Raw genomic sequence first — 16938 nt, forward strand, 5'->3', positions numbered from 1 at the left:
ACCGCTCTCTGACGCGCTCCCTGCGTAGGCTCGCCCCATGGGTGAGATGGGCCTGCGGGAACTGAAGAAGCGGCGGATGTACGAGGACGTGTCGGACGTCGCCGTACGGCTGTTCCTGGCGAAGGGGTTCGATGCCGTGTCGGTCGCCGAGGTGGCCGCCGCCGCCGGAATCTCCAAACCGACCCTGTTCCGGTACTTCCCCGCCAAGGAGGACCTGGTCCTGCACCGGATCGCCGACCACGAGACGGAGTCCGCCCGGCTGGTCGCGGAGGCCTCCCGGGGCGGCGCCCGGTCACCGGTCGGCGTCCTGCGCGACCGCTTCCTCTCCGGTCTCGCCCACAACGACCCGGTCACCGGCCTCAACGACCACCCCCAGGTGCTCGCCTTCCACACCCTCCTCAACAGCACCGCCACCCTCGTCGCCCGCCAGCACGCCTACCTGGAGCGTTCCGAGGCGGCGCTGGCCGAGGCACTCGGCGGCACCCTGGACGCCCGGCTGGCCGCCGGTCAGATCATCGCCGTCCAGCGGATCCTCGCGCAGGACAACTGGCGGCGGATCGTGGCGGGGGAGCGGGTGGAGGACGTCCGGGAGGACGCGGTACGGGCGGCGGAGCGGGCGTTCGCGCGGCTGGAACAGGCGCTCGCGGACCACGACTGAGTCCTGCTGAGCCCCGGTAAAAAATGTTACCCGGTCACGTTTCCTCGTCTACGCTGTCCCCATGCAGGAGGAACTCGACCGCGAACGCGCCTACCACGACACCTGCCGAGCCGCCCTCGCCCGGATGGTCGAGGGCGCCGCCGAGCACGTCGTCACCGGCGAGGACGTCTCGGCCTCCGGTGCCGACGCCGAGGTGCTCGGGTACCGGCTGCGCAGCCGGGCCAAGCAGATGCGCGAGCTGCCCGAGGGCCCCCTGTTCTTCGGCAAGCTCGACTTCGAGGCGGGCGAGCACGCCGGGCAGAGCTACCGCATCGGCCGGCTGCGGATCAGCGAGGAACCGACCGCCCCGCCCCTCGTCGTCGACTGGCGCGCCCCCGTCTCCCGCGCCTTCTACCAGGCCGGCCCCGACGACCCCCAGGGCGTCGCGGTACGGCGCCGGTTCGGCTGGGCCCCCGGCAGCCGCGGCGACTCCGCCGACCTCACCGGGATGGAGGACGAACGCCTCGGCAAGGGCGAGTCGGGCACCGGCACCCTCCTCACCCGGGAGATCGAACGCCCCCGCGTCGGCCCCATGCGCGACATCGCCGCCACCATCCAGCCCGACCAGGACGACCTGGTACGCGCCGACCTCACCGACTCCGTCTGCGTGCAGGGCGCCCCGGGCACCGGCAAGACCGCCGTCGGCCTGCACCGGGCCGCCTACCTGCTCTACACCCACCCCCAGCGCGTCCGCCGCTCCGGCCTGCTCATCCTCGGCCCCAACCGGACCTTCCTCTCCTACATCTCCGAGGTGCTGCCCGCCCTCGGCGAGACCGGCGTACGCCAGACCACCCTCGGCGAGGAGATCGCCCGCCACCCGGCCACCGCCACCGACCCCGACCGCACCGCCGCGCTCAAGCACGACCCCCGGATGGCCGAGGTCCTGCGCCGCGCCGTGTACGCGCACGTCTCCACCGCGGGCATCACCCCGCTGTCACTCTCGGACGGCACCTACACCTGGCGGGTGGCCGCCGAGGCGCTGGTCCGGATCGTCGAGGCGGTACGGGACGAGGAACCGCCGTACGCCGTCGGCCGCGAGCGGGTCAGGGGGCGCGCGATGCGGGAAGTGCAGCTGCTGGCCGAACGCCGGGCGGGACCGCAGCCGGCCACCTGGACCCGGCGTCTGGAACGCTCCCGGGCCATGAGCGCCTACCTCGACACGGTCTGGCCGAAGGTCCGGCCGGAGGAGGTGCTGGCCGGGCTCCTCTCGGACCCGGCTGTGCTGGCCCGCGCCGCCGACGGCGTGTTCACCCCCGCCGAACAGCGGCACCTCCACTGGTCCCGGCCGCCGCGCTCGTACCGGTCCGCCCGCTGGTCGGCCGCCGATCTGGTCCTCCTCGACGAGGTCGCCGGACTCGTGGCACACCCCGAGGGGTACGGCCACATCGTCGTCGACGAGGCCCAGGACCTGTCTCCCATGGAGTGCCGGGCGATCGCCCGCCGGGCCGCCTTCGGCTCCCTCACCGTCCTCGGCGACCTGGCCCAGGCCACGACCCCCTGGGCGGCGCGGAGCTGGGACACCGTGCTGCACCACCTGGGAAAGCCGGACGCGAGGGTGGTCCCGCTCACCACGGGTTTCCGCGTCCCGGCGGCGGTCGTGGAGCTCACGAACCGGCTGCTGCGGCGGCTCGGCACCGACGTCCCGGAGGCCAGGTCGTTCCGCACGGACGGGGAGCTGACCCTGCGCCCCACGGACGACGTGCTCGCGACGACGGTGACCGCGGTACGGGACGCCCTGACCCGGGAGGGTTCGGTCGGGGTGATCACGGCGGACCCGGAGGCGGCCGCCGTGCGCGAGGCCCTGACGTCGGCGGGCATCGCCCCGGCGGACCCGGCCGACCCCGGCGCCAGGGTGACCGTCGTCCCGGCGAGTCTGGCCAAGGGCCTGGAGTACGACCACGTGGTGGCCGTGGAGCCGGCGGCGGTGGCGGAGGGGGAGGAGCGGGGGCCGCACCGGCTCTACGTGGTCCTGACCCGCGCGGTCTCCCGCCTGGACGTCGTCCACGCGCGACCGCTGCCCTTCTGACGCGGCGGTACGTTCGGCTGTGGGAGGCCGGCTGCGGGGCCGCGGGTGGTGGCTACGCCGGGGGTCGGTCGAGTTTGCCGCTCACGGCGTCGAGGACCCACTCCAGGCCGGTCGTGAAGGTCGTCTCGGGATCCACGTCGGTGCCGTCGTGCACGGCCCTGGCCAGTGCCGGGAAGCGGCCCGTGGCCAGCATCCGCGTCACGTGCGGGCCGTGGGCGCGCTGCCACTCCTGCTCGGACAGGCCGGTGGCGCGCTCGGCCCGCAGGGCCGCGATCTCGCGTCTGACCGCCCCGTTGACGTAGGCGCTGACGGTCTCCACGGCGCGCATGACGGTGTCCACGTCGGCGAGGCCGTCCAGGGCGGCCAGCGTCGCCTCGGTCACGGCCAGGCCGTTGGGGCCGAGGCTCGGACGGCCGCCGAGCAGGTCGGCCAGCCACTCGTGCCGCAGCGCGGTCCGCCTGGTGCGGTGGGCGAGGGTGGACAGCGCCTCCCGCCAGTCGGCGGGCCGCTCCTCGGGGAGGATCTCGGCCTGGACCTCGTCGACCATGAGGTCGAACAGCTCCTCCTTGGTCGAGATGTAGCCGTACAGCCGCATGGGTCCGGCGTTCAGCCGGGCGGCCACCTTGCGCAAGGACACCGCGTCGAGACCGCCCTCGTCGGCCAGTGCGACGGCGGCGGCGACGATCCGCTCCCGGTCGAGGGGTACGGGTCGAGTCGGCGGCTCGGGCCGGTCCCACACAGTCATGAACACACCGTACCGTTGTGATACGCCGTACTCTGTCGATACAGTGTATCGCCATGAGACATCGCATCGCAGTGATCGGAGCCGGGCCCGGCGGACTCGCCCTCGCCCGCGTCCTGTACCGCCACGGCCACCCCGTCACCGTCCTCGAACGCGATCCCGCCCCCGACGCCCGTCCCCCGGGCGGCACCCTGGACCTGCACGAGGGGCTGGGGCAGCGGGCGCTGGACATGGCGGGCCTGCTGGCGGAGTTCCGGGCGCTGTCCCGGCCCGAGGCGCAGGCCATGCGCATCCTGGACACGGACGGGACCGTCCTGCGCGACTGGCAGCCCCGCCCGGACGACCTGGCCAACCCCGAGATCGACCGCGGGCAACTTCGTGACCTGCTGCTGGGGCCGATGGAGGTCCGGTGGGGGCGGGAGGTGACGCGGGTGGTGCCGGGGGCCGGGGGCGGCGCGGTGGTCCATGGCGCGGACGGGCGGCAGGAGACGTTCGACCTCGTGGTCGGCGCGGACGGCGCCTGGTCGCGGACCCGTCCGGCGGTCTCGCCGGTGACGCCGCAGTACACCGGCGTCACCACGGTCGAGACCTCCCTGGACGAGGTGGACACCCGCCACCCCGACCTCGCCCGGCTGGTAGGCGACGGCTCCCTGGCGGTGTACGGGGTGCACCGGAAGCTGGTCGCCCAGCGCAACAGCGGTGGCCACGTGAAGGTGTACGCCCAGTTCCGCGCGGAACCGGACTGGCACGCGCACCTGGACCTGGCCGACGCCGAGGCCGTACGGGCGAGCCTGCTGGCCCTGTTCGACGGCTGGGCTCCTCCCGTCCTCGACCTCCTCCGCCACGGCCCCGAGTTCGTCCACCGCCCGCTTTACGTCCTGCCCGTGGGCCACACGTGGACCCATGTCCCCGGGGTGACGCTGCTGGGCGACGCCGCCCACCTGATGCCCCCACTGGGGGCGGGCGCGAACCTGGCCCTGCTGGAAGGCGCCGAACTCGCCGAGTCCCTCGCCACCGGCTCCGAGGATCTGGACACCACCGTCCGCGCTTTCGAGGAACGGATGTGGGCACGGGCCGGCAAGTGGGCCCAGATCACGACGGCAGGCCTGGAACGCCTCCTGAGCCCGAACCCCGCCACAGCCGTCGCCCTCTTCGACGGGGTCCAGCCCACGAGTGGCACCTCGCCGATCACGACGACATGAACGCCCCGAATCGTCCGGGGACCTCGCGTCTACTCCACGCAGGGCAGTCGGCCGCCATCCGGGTATGACACGGCGCACTATTGCAAGCAGGTGCTTGCAATTGTTAGCGAGGGTGGGGCACGGTGGAGGCATGGCATCGCTCAACGTCGGCAATCTCGGTGAGTACCTGCGCGAGCAGCGGCGCAACGCGCAGCTGTCGCTCAGGCAGCTCGCCGATGCCGCCGGGGTGTCCAATCCGTATCTCAGCCAGATCGAGCGCGGGCTGCGCAAGCCGAGCGCGGAGGTGCTCCAGCAGGTCGCCAAGGCGCTGCGGATCTCCGCCGAGACGCTGTACGTCCGCGCCGGGATCCTCGACGCCGAGCGGGATCTGAACGAGGTGGAGACCCGTGCGGTCATCCTCGCCGACCCCACGCTCGACGAGCGGCAGAAGCAGGTGCTCCTGCAGATCTACGAGTCGTTCCGCAAGGAGAACGGCTTCGGGGTGGACGACGCCGTCGACGGCGGTGCCAGGACTGAGAACGACAGAGAGAACGACAGTGCAACCGGTCCCCGGCGGACGGCCGGATGAGCCGGCCAAGCGCGCCGGCCGCCGCGCCGCGGACCACAAAACCCTCAGCCGAACTTTAATACGGGAGGACCATCACCATGGCCATCACCGACGACCTGCGCAAGACCCTCAGCGACCCGACCCCGCTCTACTTCGCCGCCGGCACCGCCGACCTGGCCCTCCAGCAGGCCAAGAAGGTCCCCGGCCTGGTCGAGCAGCTGCGCAGCGAGGCCCCGGCCCGTATCGAGGCCGTGCGCAACACCGACCCGAAGGCCGTGCAGGAGAAGGCCGCCGCCCGTGCGAAGGAGGCCGGTGCCAAGGCCAAGGAGGCGCAGGCCACCCTCCAGACCCGGGTCAACGACTTCATCGTCTCCCTCGACGGTGACCTCAAGAAGCTCGGTGAGTCCGCCCAGGACCTCGCCCTGCGCGGGGTCGGCGTGGCCGCCGAGTACGCCGTCAAGGCCCGCGAGACCTACGAGAAGGTCGCCGAGCACGGCGAGCAGGCCGTGAAGACCTGGCGCGGCGAGGCCGCCGAGGAGATCGAGGACCTCGCCATCGTCGTCGAGGGCAAGCCCGAGCCGGTCGAGACCCGGCAGGAGCCGAAGAAGGCCGACGAGCCCAAGGCCGCCGAGGCCAAGCCGGTCGCCGTGAAGAAGACCCCGGCCGCGCCCAAGAAGGTCCAGGCCCCGGCGCCCCGCAAGGTCACCCCCACGGCCAAGAAGACCACCCCGCCGGCCAAGTAAGGGCCGTATCGGCGCCGTGAGCGGGCCGGGCACCTTGAGGGTGCCCGGCCCGTTCTACGGGTACGGTGGCGCGTAGGGACCGGGGACCGGGGATCGGGAGAGGAACGGTGGTGGCGGCATGCTGATGCTGGGCTTCGCGGGGCTGCTGGGGATTTTGAAGATCGTCCTGATGGCGCTGGCGGCGTTCGGGCTGTTCGACGCCGCGTTCCGGCGGGAGGACGCCTTCCGCGCGGCCGACAAGCAGAACAAGATCTTCTGGTTGATCATCCTGGCCATCGCGCTGGTCGTCAGCTACCTCTTCTCGATCCTCTCCATCCTCCCGATCGCGGGCGTGGTGGCGAGCATCGTCTACATCGTCGACGTCCGGCCGGCGCTCAAGCAGGTCTCGGGCGGAGGCGGCGGCTGGCGGGGCCGCCGCGGCGGCAGCAGCAGCGACGGCCCGTACGGCCCGTACAACGGCGGCCGCTGACCCCTTTCCGGGAGCGTCCGCGGCGCGGAGAGCCGCTCAGACCTCCCGGTCCAGCAGCACGACGGCCACGTCGTCCGTCAGCTCGCCCCCATTGAGCTGCCGCACCTCGTTCACCGCCGCCCGCAGCAACGCCTCCCCGGTCAGCCCGGAGTCCAGCTGCCGCCGCACCATCTCGACCATCCCCTCCTGCCCGAGCCGCTCCCCGCCGACCCCCACCCGGCCCTCGATCAGCCCGTCGGTGTAGAGCATCAGGCTCCACTCGGCCCCCAGCTCCACCTGCGTCCGGGGCCACCGGGCACCCTTCAGCAGGCCGAGCGCCGGGCCGTTGTTGTCGTACGGCAGCAGCTCCGCCGGCCGGCCCGGCCGGGCGAGGAGCGGCGCCGGATGCCCGGCCAGGCACAGGCCCGCCCGGCGCCCGTCCGGCGCTATGTCGACGGTGCAGAGCGTCGCGAAGATCTCCTCGTCCGAGCGCTCGTGCTCCAGCACCTCCTGGAGCGTGCCGAGCAGCTGGTCGCCGCAGAGCCCCGCCAGGGTCAGCGCCCGCCAGGCGATCCGCAGCTCCACCCCGAGCGCGGCCTCGTCCGGGCCGTGCCCGCAGACGTCGCCGATCATCGCGTGCACGGTGCCGTCGGGGGTGCGCACGGTGTCGTAGAAGTCGCCGCCGAGCAGGGCCCGGGAGCGGCCGGGGCGGTAGCGCGCGGCGAACCGCAGCGAGGAGCCCTCCAGCAGGGGCGTGGGCAGCAGGCCGCGCTCCAGGCGCCGGTTCTCCTGCGCCCGCATCCGCCCCTCCGCGAGCTTGCGCTCGGTGGTGAGGGAGCGTTTGCGTTCGACGGCGTACCGGATGGCGCGGCTGAGCAGCCGTCCGTCCAGTTCGTCGCGGAAGAGGTAGTCCTGCGCGCCGACGCGCACGGCCTCGGTGCCGCGCTCGGCGTCACCGGATGCGGTGAGCGCGAGGACGGCGTGACGGGGCGCGAGCTCCAGCACGTGCTTGAGCACGGCCAGCTCGCCCTCCGTGTCCTTGCCGCCCGGCGCGGGCAGCGCCAGGTCCAGCAGGATGCAGTGGACGTCGTCGGTCAGCAGCCGCTCGGCCTCGGTGAGGTTGCGGGCGGTGCGGATCCGGATCGAGGTGCCGGACGCGTCGCGCAGCTCGGGCAGGATCGGCGAGCCGGCCGGATCGTCCTCGATCAGGAGCAGGGTGAGAGTGGTGCCGCCCGCGTTCGGCGCGACGGCTTCCGTGCGGTTGGCCTCTTCCTTGAGGGGGCCGCCGTCCTGTGCGGGCACGGCGGCCGGCGCCTGACCACTCTCCACGGCCGGGATCGCTCTCTGCCGCGGTACGGGTACGGGCATCGTGTCGGGTTCCTTCCCTCCCCCCGAGGGCGTGGTGGGACGAGGGACTCGACCCCACCGACGGGGACCATAGCGGTACCGGCCACCGCAACGGAATGGTGTGAGCCGCGTCGCTCGGTCTCAGGTCACTGTCATATGCCGTGTGCCGTACCGCAGTTGGGCAAGTGGGCGGCGGAACGGGGATGACGAAGGTCACGTGCCGCCCGGGTTTGAGCGGCTGTTGCCGTGGGCCGGGTCACATGACACAGCTCACGAAAGGGGCAATACGCCTCATGCGTCCGGGCGTACCACTCCGAGGATCGGCATCGTCCCGGCGCCCCCGACCGACACCGTCCGTCCGGGCCGCGGTGCCTGGATGATCGCGCCGTCTCCGATGTACAGGGCGACATGGCTGGCGTCGTCGAAGTAGATGATCAGGTCGCCGGGGCGCATGTCCTTGACGTCGACGTGCTTGAGCTGTTTCCACTGCTCCTGCGAGGTCCGCGGGATCGGCTTGCCGGCGCTCGCCCAGGCCTGCGAGGTCAGTCCGGAGCAGTCGTACGAGTCCGGGCCCTCGGCGCCCCACACGTACGGCTTGCCGATCTGGGCGGTGGCGAACGCGATCGCCTTCTCGCCGGCCGCGGAGGCCTTGCCGTGGATCTCGCCGAGTATCCCGGTGTCCAGCCAGGCGGTCTGCGCCTTGTAGGCGGCCTGCCGCTCCAGCTCGGCCAGTCGCTCCTTCTGCTTCTTCTGGAGCTTCGACTGGAGTTCCTCGGCGGCCGCGATCCGCTCCGTGATCTTCTTCTTGGCGGCGGCCTTCGCCTTGCGTCCGGCCTCCAGCTTGTTCCACTGGTCGGCCGCGTCCGCCGCGTACTGCTTCAAGTCCTGCTGGGTCTGGGTCAGTTCCCTGATCAGGGCCTTGGTGGCGCGCTCGCCCTGGAGCACCCGTCCGGCCCCGTCCAGGAACTCCGAGGGGTCGTCGCTGAGCATCAGCTGGGCGGTGTCCGGGAGTCCGCCGGTGCGGTACTGGGCCGCGGCCGCCCGGCCCGCCCGCTGCTTCAGCAGGTCGAGTCTCCGCTGCCCCGCGACGATCTTCTTGGCCAGGTCGACGATCTGGGCCGACTGCTTCTGGGCGGCCTCCTCGGCGGCGTTGTAGGCGTCGGTGGCGACGGCCGCGTCGTGGTAGAGGTCGTCCAGTTTCCGCTGTACCGCTTCGAGGTCCTTGTCGGGCGGGAGCGTCACCGAGGGGCTCGGGGACGCGCTCTGCGACGCGCTCGGGGAGGGTGTGGGGCCGGGCGCCGCGAACGCCGTGCCGGGTGCCGTCAGTACGGTCACCGCGCAGACCACCGTCACCGCCGTCGCCAGGATTCCGCGCCCACCCGGCCGGACGGAGTGCTTGTCCGGTCCCATCTCCCGCCCCCAGAACTGATTAATCGTCAGTAACATGTGATACGGGGAGGATCGTGCCACGCGGCGCCGCAAAGCGACAGGGGTGACGGCAGGTGGGTTCCTCCCCGGTATCCCCCCGGACATGACGATCTCCCCGCCTGTGTGACGTACGACTCACCGAGATCGTTCCCGGCCCTCCCGTCGAGCCGCCCCGTCAGGCCGCCGGCGCCAACGCCTCCCAGGCCACCGTCACTTCCCCCTGCCGCCAGCGCACCGCCGAGTCCGTCACCGGCCAGTCGGCCGTCAGGTCCCGTACCGCCCGGATCCACCGCTGCCGGGCGCCGTACGCCGCGTAGGGCGCGGCCGCCGCCCAGGCGCGGTCGAAGTCGCGCAGGAACGCGTGCACCGGCTCGCCCGGCACATTGCGGTGGATCAGCGCCTTCGGCAGCCGTTCGGCGAGGTCCGACGGCCGTTCGAGCGAGCCCAGCCGGGTCGCGAAGGTCACCGTGCGCGGCCCTTCGGGCCCGAGCGCCACCCACACGTGCCGCCGCCCGATCTCGTCGCAGGTCCCCTCGACCAGCAGCCCGCCGGGCGCGAGCCGCGCGCGCAGCCGCTCCCAGACGCCGCCGACCTCACCCTCGTCGTACTGCCGCAGCACGTTGGCCGCGCGGATGAGCAACGGCCGCGTGGGGACGGGGATCTCGAACCCGCCGTGCCGGAAGGCGAGCCCCTCGCGCTCGTACGGCCGCGCGGCGGCCACCCGCGCGGGCTCGATCTCGACCCCGACCACCCGCGCGCGCGGCGCGACGGTCCGCAGCCGCCCGAGGAGCTCGACGGCGGTCCAGGGTGCGGCCCCGTACCCGAGGTCGACGGCCAGGGGGTCGCCGGCGCGCCGCAGTTCGGCCCCGTGGGACGCGGCGATCCACCGGTCCATGCGGCGCAACCGATTGGGGTTGGTGGTCCCGCGCGTCACCGTCCCCACGGGGCGGGAGGCGCGGGTAGTCATGCATACGAGGGTAAGTGTCAGTGCCGCTTCGGGTACCCCACCCCCTACGCTCCCCGCCCTCGAACGGTTGAGCGATGTCAGGCAATCCCTGGGTAAAATTGACCTCCACCGGAATGGGAACCCGTCCCCCGCTGTTGCAGAGCGAGAGGACCCCCACGTCCTCCCGAAGGCATGCCCGCACAAGGAGGACCGCCACGTGAGCCAGTACGTCAGCAGGCTCCTGCGCTCCCGCCGCCCCCGCCGCGTCGCCATGCTCTCCGTGCACACCTCACCGCTCCACCAGCCCGGCACCGGCGACGCGGGCGGCATGAACGTCTACATCGTGGAGCTCGCGCAGCGCCTCGCCGCGATCGACATCGAGGTGGAGATCTTCACCAGGGCCACCGCCGGCGGCCTCCCGCACACCGTGGAACTCGCCCCGGGCGTCCTCGTACGCCACGTCGACGCCGGTCCCTACGAGGGGCTCGCCAAGGAGGACCTCCCGGCGCAGCTGTGCGCCTTCACGCACGGCGTGATGCAGGCCTGGGCCGGCCACCGCCCCGGCTACTACGACCTCGTCCACTCGCACTACTGGCTCTCCGGCCACGTCGGCTGGCTCGCCGCCCAGCGCTGGGGCGTCCCCCTCGTGCACGCCATGCACACCATGGCCAAGGTCAAGAACGCCAGCCTGGCCGACGGCGACACGCCCGAACCCGCCGCCCGCGTCATCGGCGAGACCCAGATCGTGTCCGCCGCCGACCGGCTGATCGCGAACACCTCCGAAGAGGCCGACGAACTCGTCCACCACTACAGCGCCGACCCCGCGAAGGTCGCCGTCGTCCACCCGGGCGTGAACCTCGACCGGTTCTGTCCCGGCGACGGCCGCGCCGCCGCCCGCGCCCGCCTGGGCCTCCCGCAGGACGCCCTGGTCCCGCTCTTCGCGGGCCGCATCCAGCCGCTGAAGGCCCCCGACGTACTGCTGCGTGCCGTGGCCGTCCTCCTCGACGAGCGCCCCGAACTCCGCTCCCGGATCGTCGTGCCGATCGTCGGCGGCCCCAGCGGCAGCGGCCTCGCGAAGCCGGAGGGCCTGCAGAAGCTGGCCGCGCGGCTCGGCATAGCGGACGTGGTGCGGTTCCGGCCGCCGGTCGGGCAGGAGCAGCTCGCGGACTGGTTCCGGGCCGCCTCGGTCCTCGTGATGCCCTCCTACAGCGAGTCCTTCGGCCTGGTGGCGATAGAGGCGCAGGCGGCGGGCACCCCGGTCGTCGCCGCGGCGGTCGGCGGGCTGCCGGTGGCCGTCCGGGACGGCGAGACCGGCTTCCTGGTGCACGGCCACGATCCCGCCGCGTACGCGCGCGTGCTGGGCCGTTTCGCCGACGACCCGTCCCTGGCGGACCGCTTCGGCAGCGCCGCCGCCCGGCACGCCGGGTGCTTCGGCTGGGACACGGCGGCCGCCGCCACCGCCGACGTCTACCTGGCCGCGACCCAGTCCCACCGCCGTCGCGTACGCTCGGCCCATGGGTGATGCTTCACAGGAACAGCGGGCGGCACAGGTCATCGAGGGTGTCCTGAAGGACGCCGAACTGGAGTGGGAGAGCCCCGAGTCCGGCACCTACGTCGTGCAGCTCCCCGGCACCCGCAAGCTGAAGACCACCGTCTCGCTCCTGGTCGGCCGCCACTCGCTCTCCCTGAACGCCTTCGTCATCCGCCACCCCGACGAGAACGAACCTGCCGTGCACCGCTGGCTCCTGGAGCGCAACCTGCGGCTGTACGGCGTGAGTTACGCCGTCGACCGGCTCGGCGACGTGTACCTCACCGGCAGGCTGCCGCTCGGCTCCGTCACCGCCGACGAGATCGACCGCCTGCTCGGCCAGGTCCTGGAGGCCGCGGACGGCGCCTTCAACACCCTCCTGGAGCTGGGCTTCGCCTCCTCGATCCGCAAGGAGTACGCGTGGCGGGTGTCGCGGGGCGAGTCGACCCGGAACCTGGAAGCGTTCACGCATCTGATCGAACGCCCCGCTGACTGACCTCTGCACGGCCCTTTCGTGGGGCAAGGCACCCGTGGCATGCTCACGCTCGACGCAGATCTGAACGTCGTTCACATCCATGACTGACTCGCATGGAAGGACGTGCGGAATGAGCACCGCGCACCACGGCATGACCAGACGGACCCTGCTCGCCGGCGCCACGGCAGTGGCCGCGACCGCAGTCGCCGGTGTCGGCACCGCCCGCGCCTCCGACGCCCAAGTCCCCGCCCTCTGGCACGAGTTCACCCGCACCCCCTTCACCCACCCGCAGATCCCGTACGTCGGACGGGCCGGCGCCGCACGCATCCGCCGGCTCCCCGTGGTGACCGACGTACGCGCCCACGGCGCCGTGGCCGACGGCGTCACCGACTGCGCCCCCGCGATCAACCGTGCCATCGCCGCGGCCGCCAGGGCCGGCGGTGGCACGGTCACCATCCCGCCGGGCACCTTCCGCATCGACGGCCTGATCCAGCTCGGGTACGACAACGTGGTGCTGCGCGGCGCGGGCAGCGGCCGCACCACCCTGTACGCGACGAAGAGCCTCACCGAGCTGATCGGCCCCTACGGCTCCCGCTACGGCGGCACCAAGTCGGCGTGGTCCTGGGCGGGCGGCCTGATCTGGCTGGCGCCGAAAGCCCGTTGGGACTCCCTGGTGGCCGCCGTCCGGGCACAGGCTTGGCCGTTCGAGGGCTGGACCGGCAACAAGCGCGACGAATGGGAGCAGTTGACGCCCGTCGCGCCCGCCCGCCGGGGCGACTGGACGGTCACCGTCGCCGACCCCTCCCGGCTCCGCCCCGGCCGCCTGGTCCTGCTCCGCGTCTCCGACGACACCGCCCACACCCTCCTCCAGCACATGTCGGGTGGCGGTCCGGGCCCCGCGGCCTACTACTGGGAGGACAAGACCAAGCTGCTGTCCTACGTCCCCTACGAATGGCCCGTCCGCGTCACCGCCGTCCGCGGCCGCCGGGTGACCCTGGAACGTCCGCTCCCGGTGGACCTGCGCCCCGAGTGGAACCCCCAGTTCACCACCCACGTGCCGGAGCTGACCGGCTCCGGGGTCGAGGGCCTCACCCTGGACGTGATGGAGACCCCGCAGTCCCCGCACCTCCTCGACAAGGGCTACAACGGGGTCGTCCTGCAGTGCGCGTACGACTGCTGGGTGGACGACGTCACGGTCCGCAACGTCGACAACGGCTTCGGGCTGGTCGCCGCCTCCGCCTGCACCCTGCGCCGCACCCGGGTCGGCGGCCGGGGCGAACACCACCCCTACTTCTGCCGCGAGGGCTCCCACGACAACCTCGTCGAGGACTTCACGATCGAACAGCGCACGGTCCCGGCCCCGTCCGACACCCAGCTGCACGGCATCAACGTCGAGGGCCTGTCCTCCCACAACGTCTGGTCACGCGGCGAGATGCAGATGGGCACCTTCGACTCCCACCGCGGCCTGCCCTTCGCGAACGTCCGCACCGACATCACGGTGGACAACAACGGCCGGCACGGCGGCGACGCCAACGCCGGCCCGCTGTTCGGAGCGCGGTTCACCCACTGGAACGTACGCGTGACCAACGGCAGGGCGGGCCTGATGCGCCTCGACGGCCTCGCCCCGTACTCCGCCACCGTCGGCCTCAACACGGTCACCGACTTCGACCAGATCGACGTACCGGACTTCACCGGCGACCTGCACTCCCGCCTCGACCTGTACGGCACCTGGGACGCGGTACGGCCACGGAACCTGTACGAGGCTCAGCGCGCGCTGTCCCGGTAGCGCCCCGGGGTCACCCCCACCAGCCTCTTGAAGTGCCGGGTCAGGTGGGCCTGGTCGTAGAAGCCGGTGGCGGTGGCCGTCTCGCCGGGCGGGACCCCGTCGAGCAGCAGCCGACGGGCCCGGCCGACCCGGCGGGACATCAGGTACTGGTGCGGGGCGATGCCGTACGCGCCGCTGAACGCCCGTACCAGATGGGCCGGATGGGCGTACAGCAGCCGTGCGGCCTCCTCCAGGGCGAGCCCCTCGGTGACCCGCTCGTCGAGGAGTTCGCGCAGGGTGCGGGCGAGCGCCGGGTCGGGGCGCCGCCGGGTCTCCGGGCGGCTCCCCGGGCGGGTGTCCGGCCGGGGGCGGAGCAGGTCGCGCAGCCGTTCGCCGATGAGGGTGAGGCGGCTCTCGGCCTCCAGCTCGTCGCCGGGCCGGGCGAGCGCCGTGTGGAGCCGGCCGACGCGCTGCCGCAGCAGGGGGTCGCGCAGGTCGGGGCCGTCGACGGCGGCCCCGATGAGGTCGTCGCCGAGCAGCGCCCCGTCCAGGTAGACCACCCGCTTGCGGAAGCCGTCCGCGGTGGCCGGGGAGCCGTTGTGCGGCACGTGCGGGGGCAGCAGCGAGACCGTGTCGCCCGGGGTGCCGTGCTCGTGCCGGTCGAGGTCGTACCGTACGGCGCCGTCGTCCACGATGAGCAGCGTCCAGGCGTCGTGGACGTGCATCGGGTAGGCGTACCCGGTGAAGCGCGCGTGGAAGACCTCGGCGACGCCCGGGACCCGGGGACGCCATGCGGTGACCTCCTGGGTGGCGGGCTGCCGGGCGGTGGCGGGCTGCCGGTCGGCCATGCAAACAACATACAAGACGGGGTGGCACGCCGATCGGCAGTCTCATGCCATGAGTTCCTTGAGTTCCCCGAGTTCCCTGACTTCCACGGGCACCGAGCCCGTCCGTTTCGACACGAAGATCGCCGTACTGCTGCGCGAGGACCTTGAGCCCTGGCAGCGCCTGAACGTCACCGCGTTCCTGGTCAGCGGAGTGGGCCTGAGCGTCCCCGAGGTGGTCGGGGAGCCCTACGAGGACGCCGACGGGGTGGCGTACCTGCCGATGTTCCGGCAGCCGGTGCTGGTCTTCGAGGGGACGAAGGAGACGCTGCGGGCGGCGCACGAGCGGGCCCTGAGCCGGGCGCTGATCCGAGCCGTCTTCACCGCGGACCTGTTCACGACCGGCAACGACCGCGACAACCGCGCGGCGGTCCGTGCCGTACCCACCGCCGAGCTGGACCTGGTCGGGCTCGCCGTGTACGGCCCGCGGAACGGGGTGGACAAGGTGCTGAAGGGGGCGCGGATGCATCCGTGACTGCGCCGACCGGAGGAATCGCATGGCGTGACCGGGTGAGCTGATGATCGTATCCGACCGTCATCCTCGTGAATGTCGCATCTCAGAAACATGCGATACCTCCGATTCCCCAGCTCGGCCGTGGTCGCGGCGGCGATCGTCGCCTGTGCGGCGGGCGGACCGGCAGCGGCCGGCGACGACTCCTCCGCCACGCCGGTCGCCTGCAACTCGACGGCGCTGACGACCGCCGTCGCCACCGCGTCACCGGACGAGGTCCTCTCCCTCGCCGCCGGCTGCACCTACCGGCTGACGGCTCCCTTCAGCACCGGGGACGGTCTGCCGGTCGTCGACCAGAAGCTCACGATCCGGGGCAACGGCGCGACCATCGTCCGTTCCGGGAACCCGCCCGCCACCTTCCGGATCTTCCACGTCGCCGCGGGTGGCAACCTGCGGCTGGAGGACCTCACCGTCCGCGGCGGCAGCACCGACGGGGACGGCGGGGGAGTGCTCGTCGACAGCCGCGGCAGGCTCACGCTGTCCGGCGTCGACGTGATCGACAACACCGCCGTCGGCAACGGGGGCGGGGTCGCGGTGGCCCCGAACGCCACGGCGGTCGTCCGCAACGGCTGGGTGGCGTTCGACAACGCGGCCTACGGGGGCGGGGTGTACAGCGCGGGCACGCTGAGCGTGCAGGGCACCGAGTTCAGCCGCGACCACGCCCGGAGCGTCGGCGGCGCGCTCTACCTGGCCGCCGGCAACACCTTCGTCGACGCGAGCCTCGTCAGGCGCAACACGTCGGCCTGGCGGGGCGGTGGGATCGCCGACAGCGGCAGCGCGTCCCTGGAGGTCAGCGGGAGCAAGGTCGCGAACAACACGGCGGCCGGTGACCAGGGCGGCGGGATCTGGAACCTGTCGCGGCTGAGGCTGACGCAGACCGAGGTCGTCGGCAACGTCGTCGCAGGCACGGCGGGCGTCGGCGGCGGCATCTACAACGCCACGGGCAACGCCGTGCTCGTCCTGGAGGACAGCAAGGTCCTCACCAACAGCGCGAACGGCGACGGCACCTCCCGGGCCGGCGGCATCTACAACAACGCCGGACACGTCACCCTCGATCACACCTACGTCCGCGACAACGCCTCCAGGGTGGCGCCGGGCGGCGTCTACACCACCGACCAGTTCACGGTCCGCGACGCGACGATCACCCGGAACACGCCGACGAACTGCGCGGGCAGCCCCGTCATCGTCACGGGCTGCACGGACTGACACCGCCGCGCTGCTCCCCGACCCACACCGCACCGCCAGGCACCACGTCGGCCGCCGGCACCAGGACGACGGCCGTTGCACTCCCACGCCCCGGCTCCCGTCCGACGCGACGGCCGCGCGAGCGGGGGCGGCGACCGTCAGGCACACCTCGGCGGCCGCCTCCGCCTCGCCGGCAGCCGCATCCGTCGCCTTGCCCGTCACCGCATCCGTCGCCGGTCGGCAGCCGCATCTGCCGCGTTGCCCGTCATGGCATCCGTCGCCGGTCGGCAGCCGCATCTGCCGCGTTGCCCGTCACGGCATCCGTCGCCGGTCGGCAGCCGCATCTGCCGCCTTGCCCGTCACCGCATCCGTCGCCGGTCGGCAGCCGCATCTGCCGCCTTGCCCGTCACCGCATCCGTCGCCGGTCGGCAGCCGCATCTGCCGCGTTGCCCGTCACCGCATAC

16 protein-coding genes are annotated in these 16938 nt (G+C 72.7%); 11 read left to right on the forward strand and 5 right to left on the reverse strand.

Annotation, left to right across the window (positions count from 1 at the left end):
* Positions 1-37: 37 nt before the first annotated feature.
* Together AB0G52_RS37845 and AB0G52_RS37850 are read left to right on the forward strand one after the other, a co-directional pair.
* The gene (locus AB0G52_RS37845) at positions 38-658 is read left to right on the forward strand and encodes a TetR/AcrR family transcriptional regulator (RefSeq protein ID WP_132892068.1); all 621 of its coding nucleotides are present in this window, start codon (positions 38-40) and stop codon (positions 656-658) included.
* Positions 659-719: 61 nt separating this feature from the next.
* A complete protein-coding gene (locus tag AB0G52_RS37850) occupies positions 720-2723 on the forward strand; it encodes an AAA family ATPase (protein ID WP_361343374.1) in 2004 nt (667 codons plus the stop codon).
* 52 nt (positions 2724-2775) lie between these two features.
* On the opposite strand, the gene AB0G52_RS37855 is transcribed toward AB0G52_RS37850, so the two are convergent.
* The gene (locus AB0G52_RS37855; protein ID WP_132892066.1) at positions 2776-3468 is read right to left on the reverse strand and encodes a TetR/AcrR family transcriptional regulator C-terminal domain-containing protein; all 693 of its coding nucleotides are present in this window, start codon (positions 3466-3468) and stop codon (positions 2776-2778) included.
* 53 nt (positions 3469-3521) lie between these two features.
* On the opposite strand from AB0G52_RS37855, the gene AB0G52_RS37860 reads away from it, so the two are divergent.
* From AB0G52_RS37860 to AB0G52_RS37875, 4 genes are all read left to right on the forward strand, one after another.
* Entirely contained in the window at positions 3522-4667 is a 1146-nt protein-coding gene (locus tag AB0G52_RS37860) for an NAD(P)/FAD-dependent oxidoreductase (protein WP_361343378.1), read from the forward strand.
* Positions 4668-4797: 130 nt separating this feature from the next.
* The gene (locus AB0G52_RS37865) at positions 4798-5235 is read left to right on the forward strand and encodes a helix-turn-helix transcriptional regulator (protein ID WP_132892060.1); all 438 of its coding nucleotides are present in this window, start codon (positions 4798-4800) and stop codon (positions 5233-5235) included.
* Positions 5236-5312: 77 nt separating this feature from the next.
* Positions 5313-5957, forward strand: a complete 645-nt coding sequence (locus AB0G52_RS37870) for a hypothetical protein (RefSeq protein WP_132892059.1) — start codon at positions 5313-5315, stop codon at positions 5955-5957.
* Between the two features lie 118 nt (positions 5958-6075).
* Positions 6076-6426 (forward strand): DUF2516 family protein, encoded by a 351-nt coding sequence (locus AB0G52_RS37875; RefSeq protein WP_132892058.1) that lies wholly within the window; start codon positions 6076-6078, stop codon positions 6424-6426.
* 36 nt (positions 6427-6462) lie between these two features.
* Here the strand turns inward: AB0G52_RS37875 and AB0G52_RS37880 are convergent, their stop codons facing one another.
* The 3 genes from AB0G52_RS37880 to AB0G52_RS37890 form a co-directional block, all read right to left on the reverse strand.
* A complete protein-coding gene (locus tag AB0G52_RS37880; protein ID WP_361343383.1) occupies positions 6463-7773 on the reverse strand; it encodes a fused response regulator/phosphatase in 1311 nt (436 codons plus the stop codon).
* Positions 7774-8043: 270 nt separating this feature from the next.
* The gene (locus AB0G52_RS37885) at positions 8044-9162 is read right to left on the reverse strand and encodes an NlpC/P60 family protein (RefSeq protein WP_361343386.1); all 1119 of its coding nucleotides are present in this window, start codon (positions 9160-9162) and stop codon (positions 8044-8046) included.
* A 193-nt stretch (positions 9163-9355) separates the two neighbouring features.
* Entirely contained in the window at positions 9356-10147 is a 792-nt protein-coding gene (locus tag AB0G52_RS37890) for a class I SAM-dependent methyltransferase (RefSeq protein ID WP_132892055.1), read from the reverse strand.
* Positions 10148-10397: 250 nt separating this feature from the next.
* On the opposite strand from AB0G52_RS37890, the gene mshA reads away from it, so the two are divergent.
* From mshA to AB0G52_RS37905, 3 genes are all read left to right on the forward strand, one after another.
* Entirely contained in the window at positions 10398-11648 is a 1251-nt protein-coding gene (mshA, locus tag AB0G52_RS37895) for a D-inositol-3-phosphate glycosyltransferase (RefSeq protein ID WP_361343433.1), read from the forward strand.
* On the forward strand, positions 11641-12150 hold the full coding sequence (locus tag AB0G52_RS37900) for a YbjN domain-containing protein (RefSeq protein WP_132892053.1): 510 nt from the start codon (positions 11641-11643) through the stop codon (positions 12148-12150). Before mshA ends, AB0G52_RS37900 begins: the two co-directional genes overlap by 8 nt.
* Before the next feature lie 109 nt (positions 12151-12259).
* Positions 12260-13915 (forward strand): glycosyl hydrolase family 28-related protein, encoded by a 1656-nt coding sequence (locus tag AB0G52_RS37905; protein WP_132892052.1) that lies wholly within the window; start codon positions 12260-12262, stop codon positions 13913-13915.
* On the opposite strand, the gene AB0G52_RS37910 is transcribed toward AB0G52_RS37905, so the two are convergent.
* Entirely contained in the window at positions 13894-14742 is an 849-nt protein-coding gene (locus AB0G52_RS37910; RefSeq protein WP_132892051.1) for an AraC family transcriptional regulator, read from the reverse strand. The genes AB0G52_RS37905 and AB0G52_RS37910 overlap by 22 nt on opposite strands.
* A gap of 49 nt (positions 14743-14791) precedes the next feature.
* Between AB0G52_RS37910 and AB0G52_RS37915 the strand changes: the two genes are divergently transcribed.
* Both AB0G52_RS37915 and AB0G52_RS37920 read left to right on the forward strand, forming a co-directional pair.
* Positions 14792-15253, forward strand: coding sequence for a DUF2000 domain-containing protein (locus AB0G52_RS37915; RefSeq protein WP_361343392.1), 462 nt, complete (start codon positions 14792-14794; stop codon positions 15251-15253).
* 90 nt (positions 15254-15343) lie between these two features.
* Positions 15344-16495, forward strand: a complete 1152-nt coding sequence (locus tag AB0G52_RS37920; protein WP_361343395.1) for a hypothetical protein — start codon at positions 15344-15346, stop codon at positions 16493-16495.
* The last annotated feature ends 443 nt before the right edge of the window (positions 16496-16938 follow it).

The sequence above is a fragment of the Streptomyces sp. NPDC021562 genome, from assembly GCF_040640875.1.
Lineage (GTDB): Bacteria > Actinomycetota > Actinomycetes > Streptomycetales > Streptomycetaceae > Streptomyces.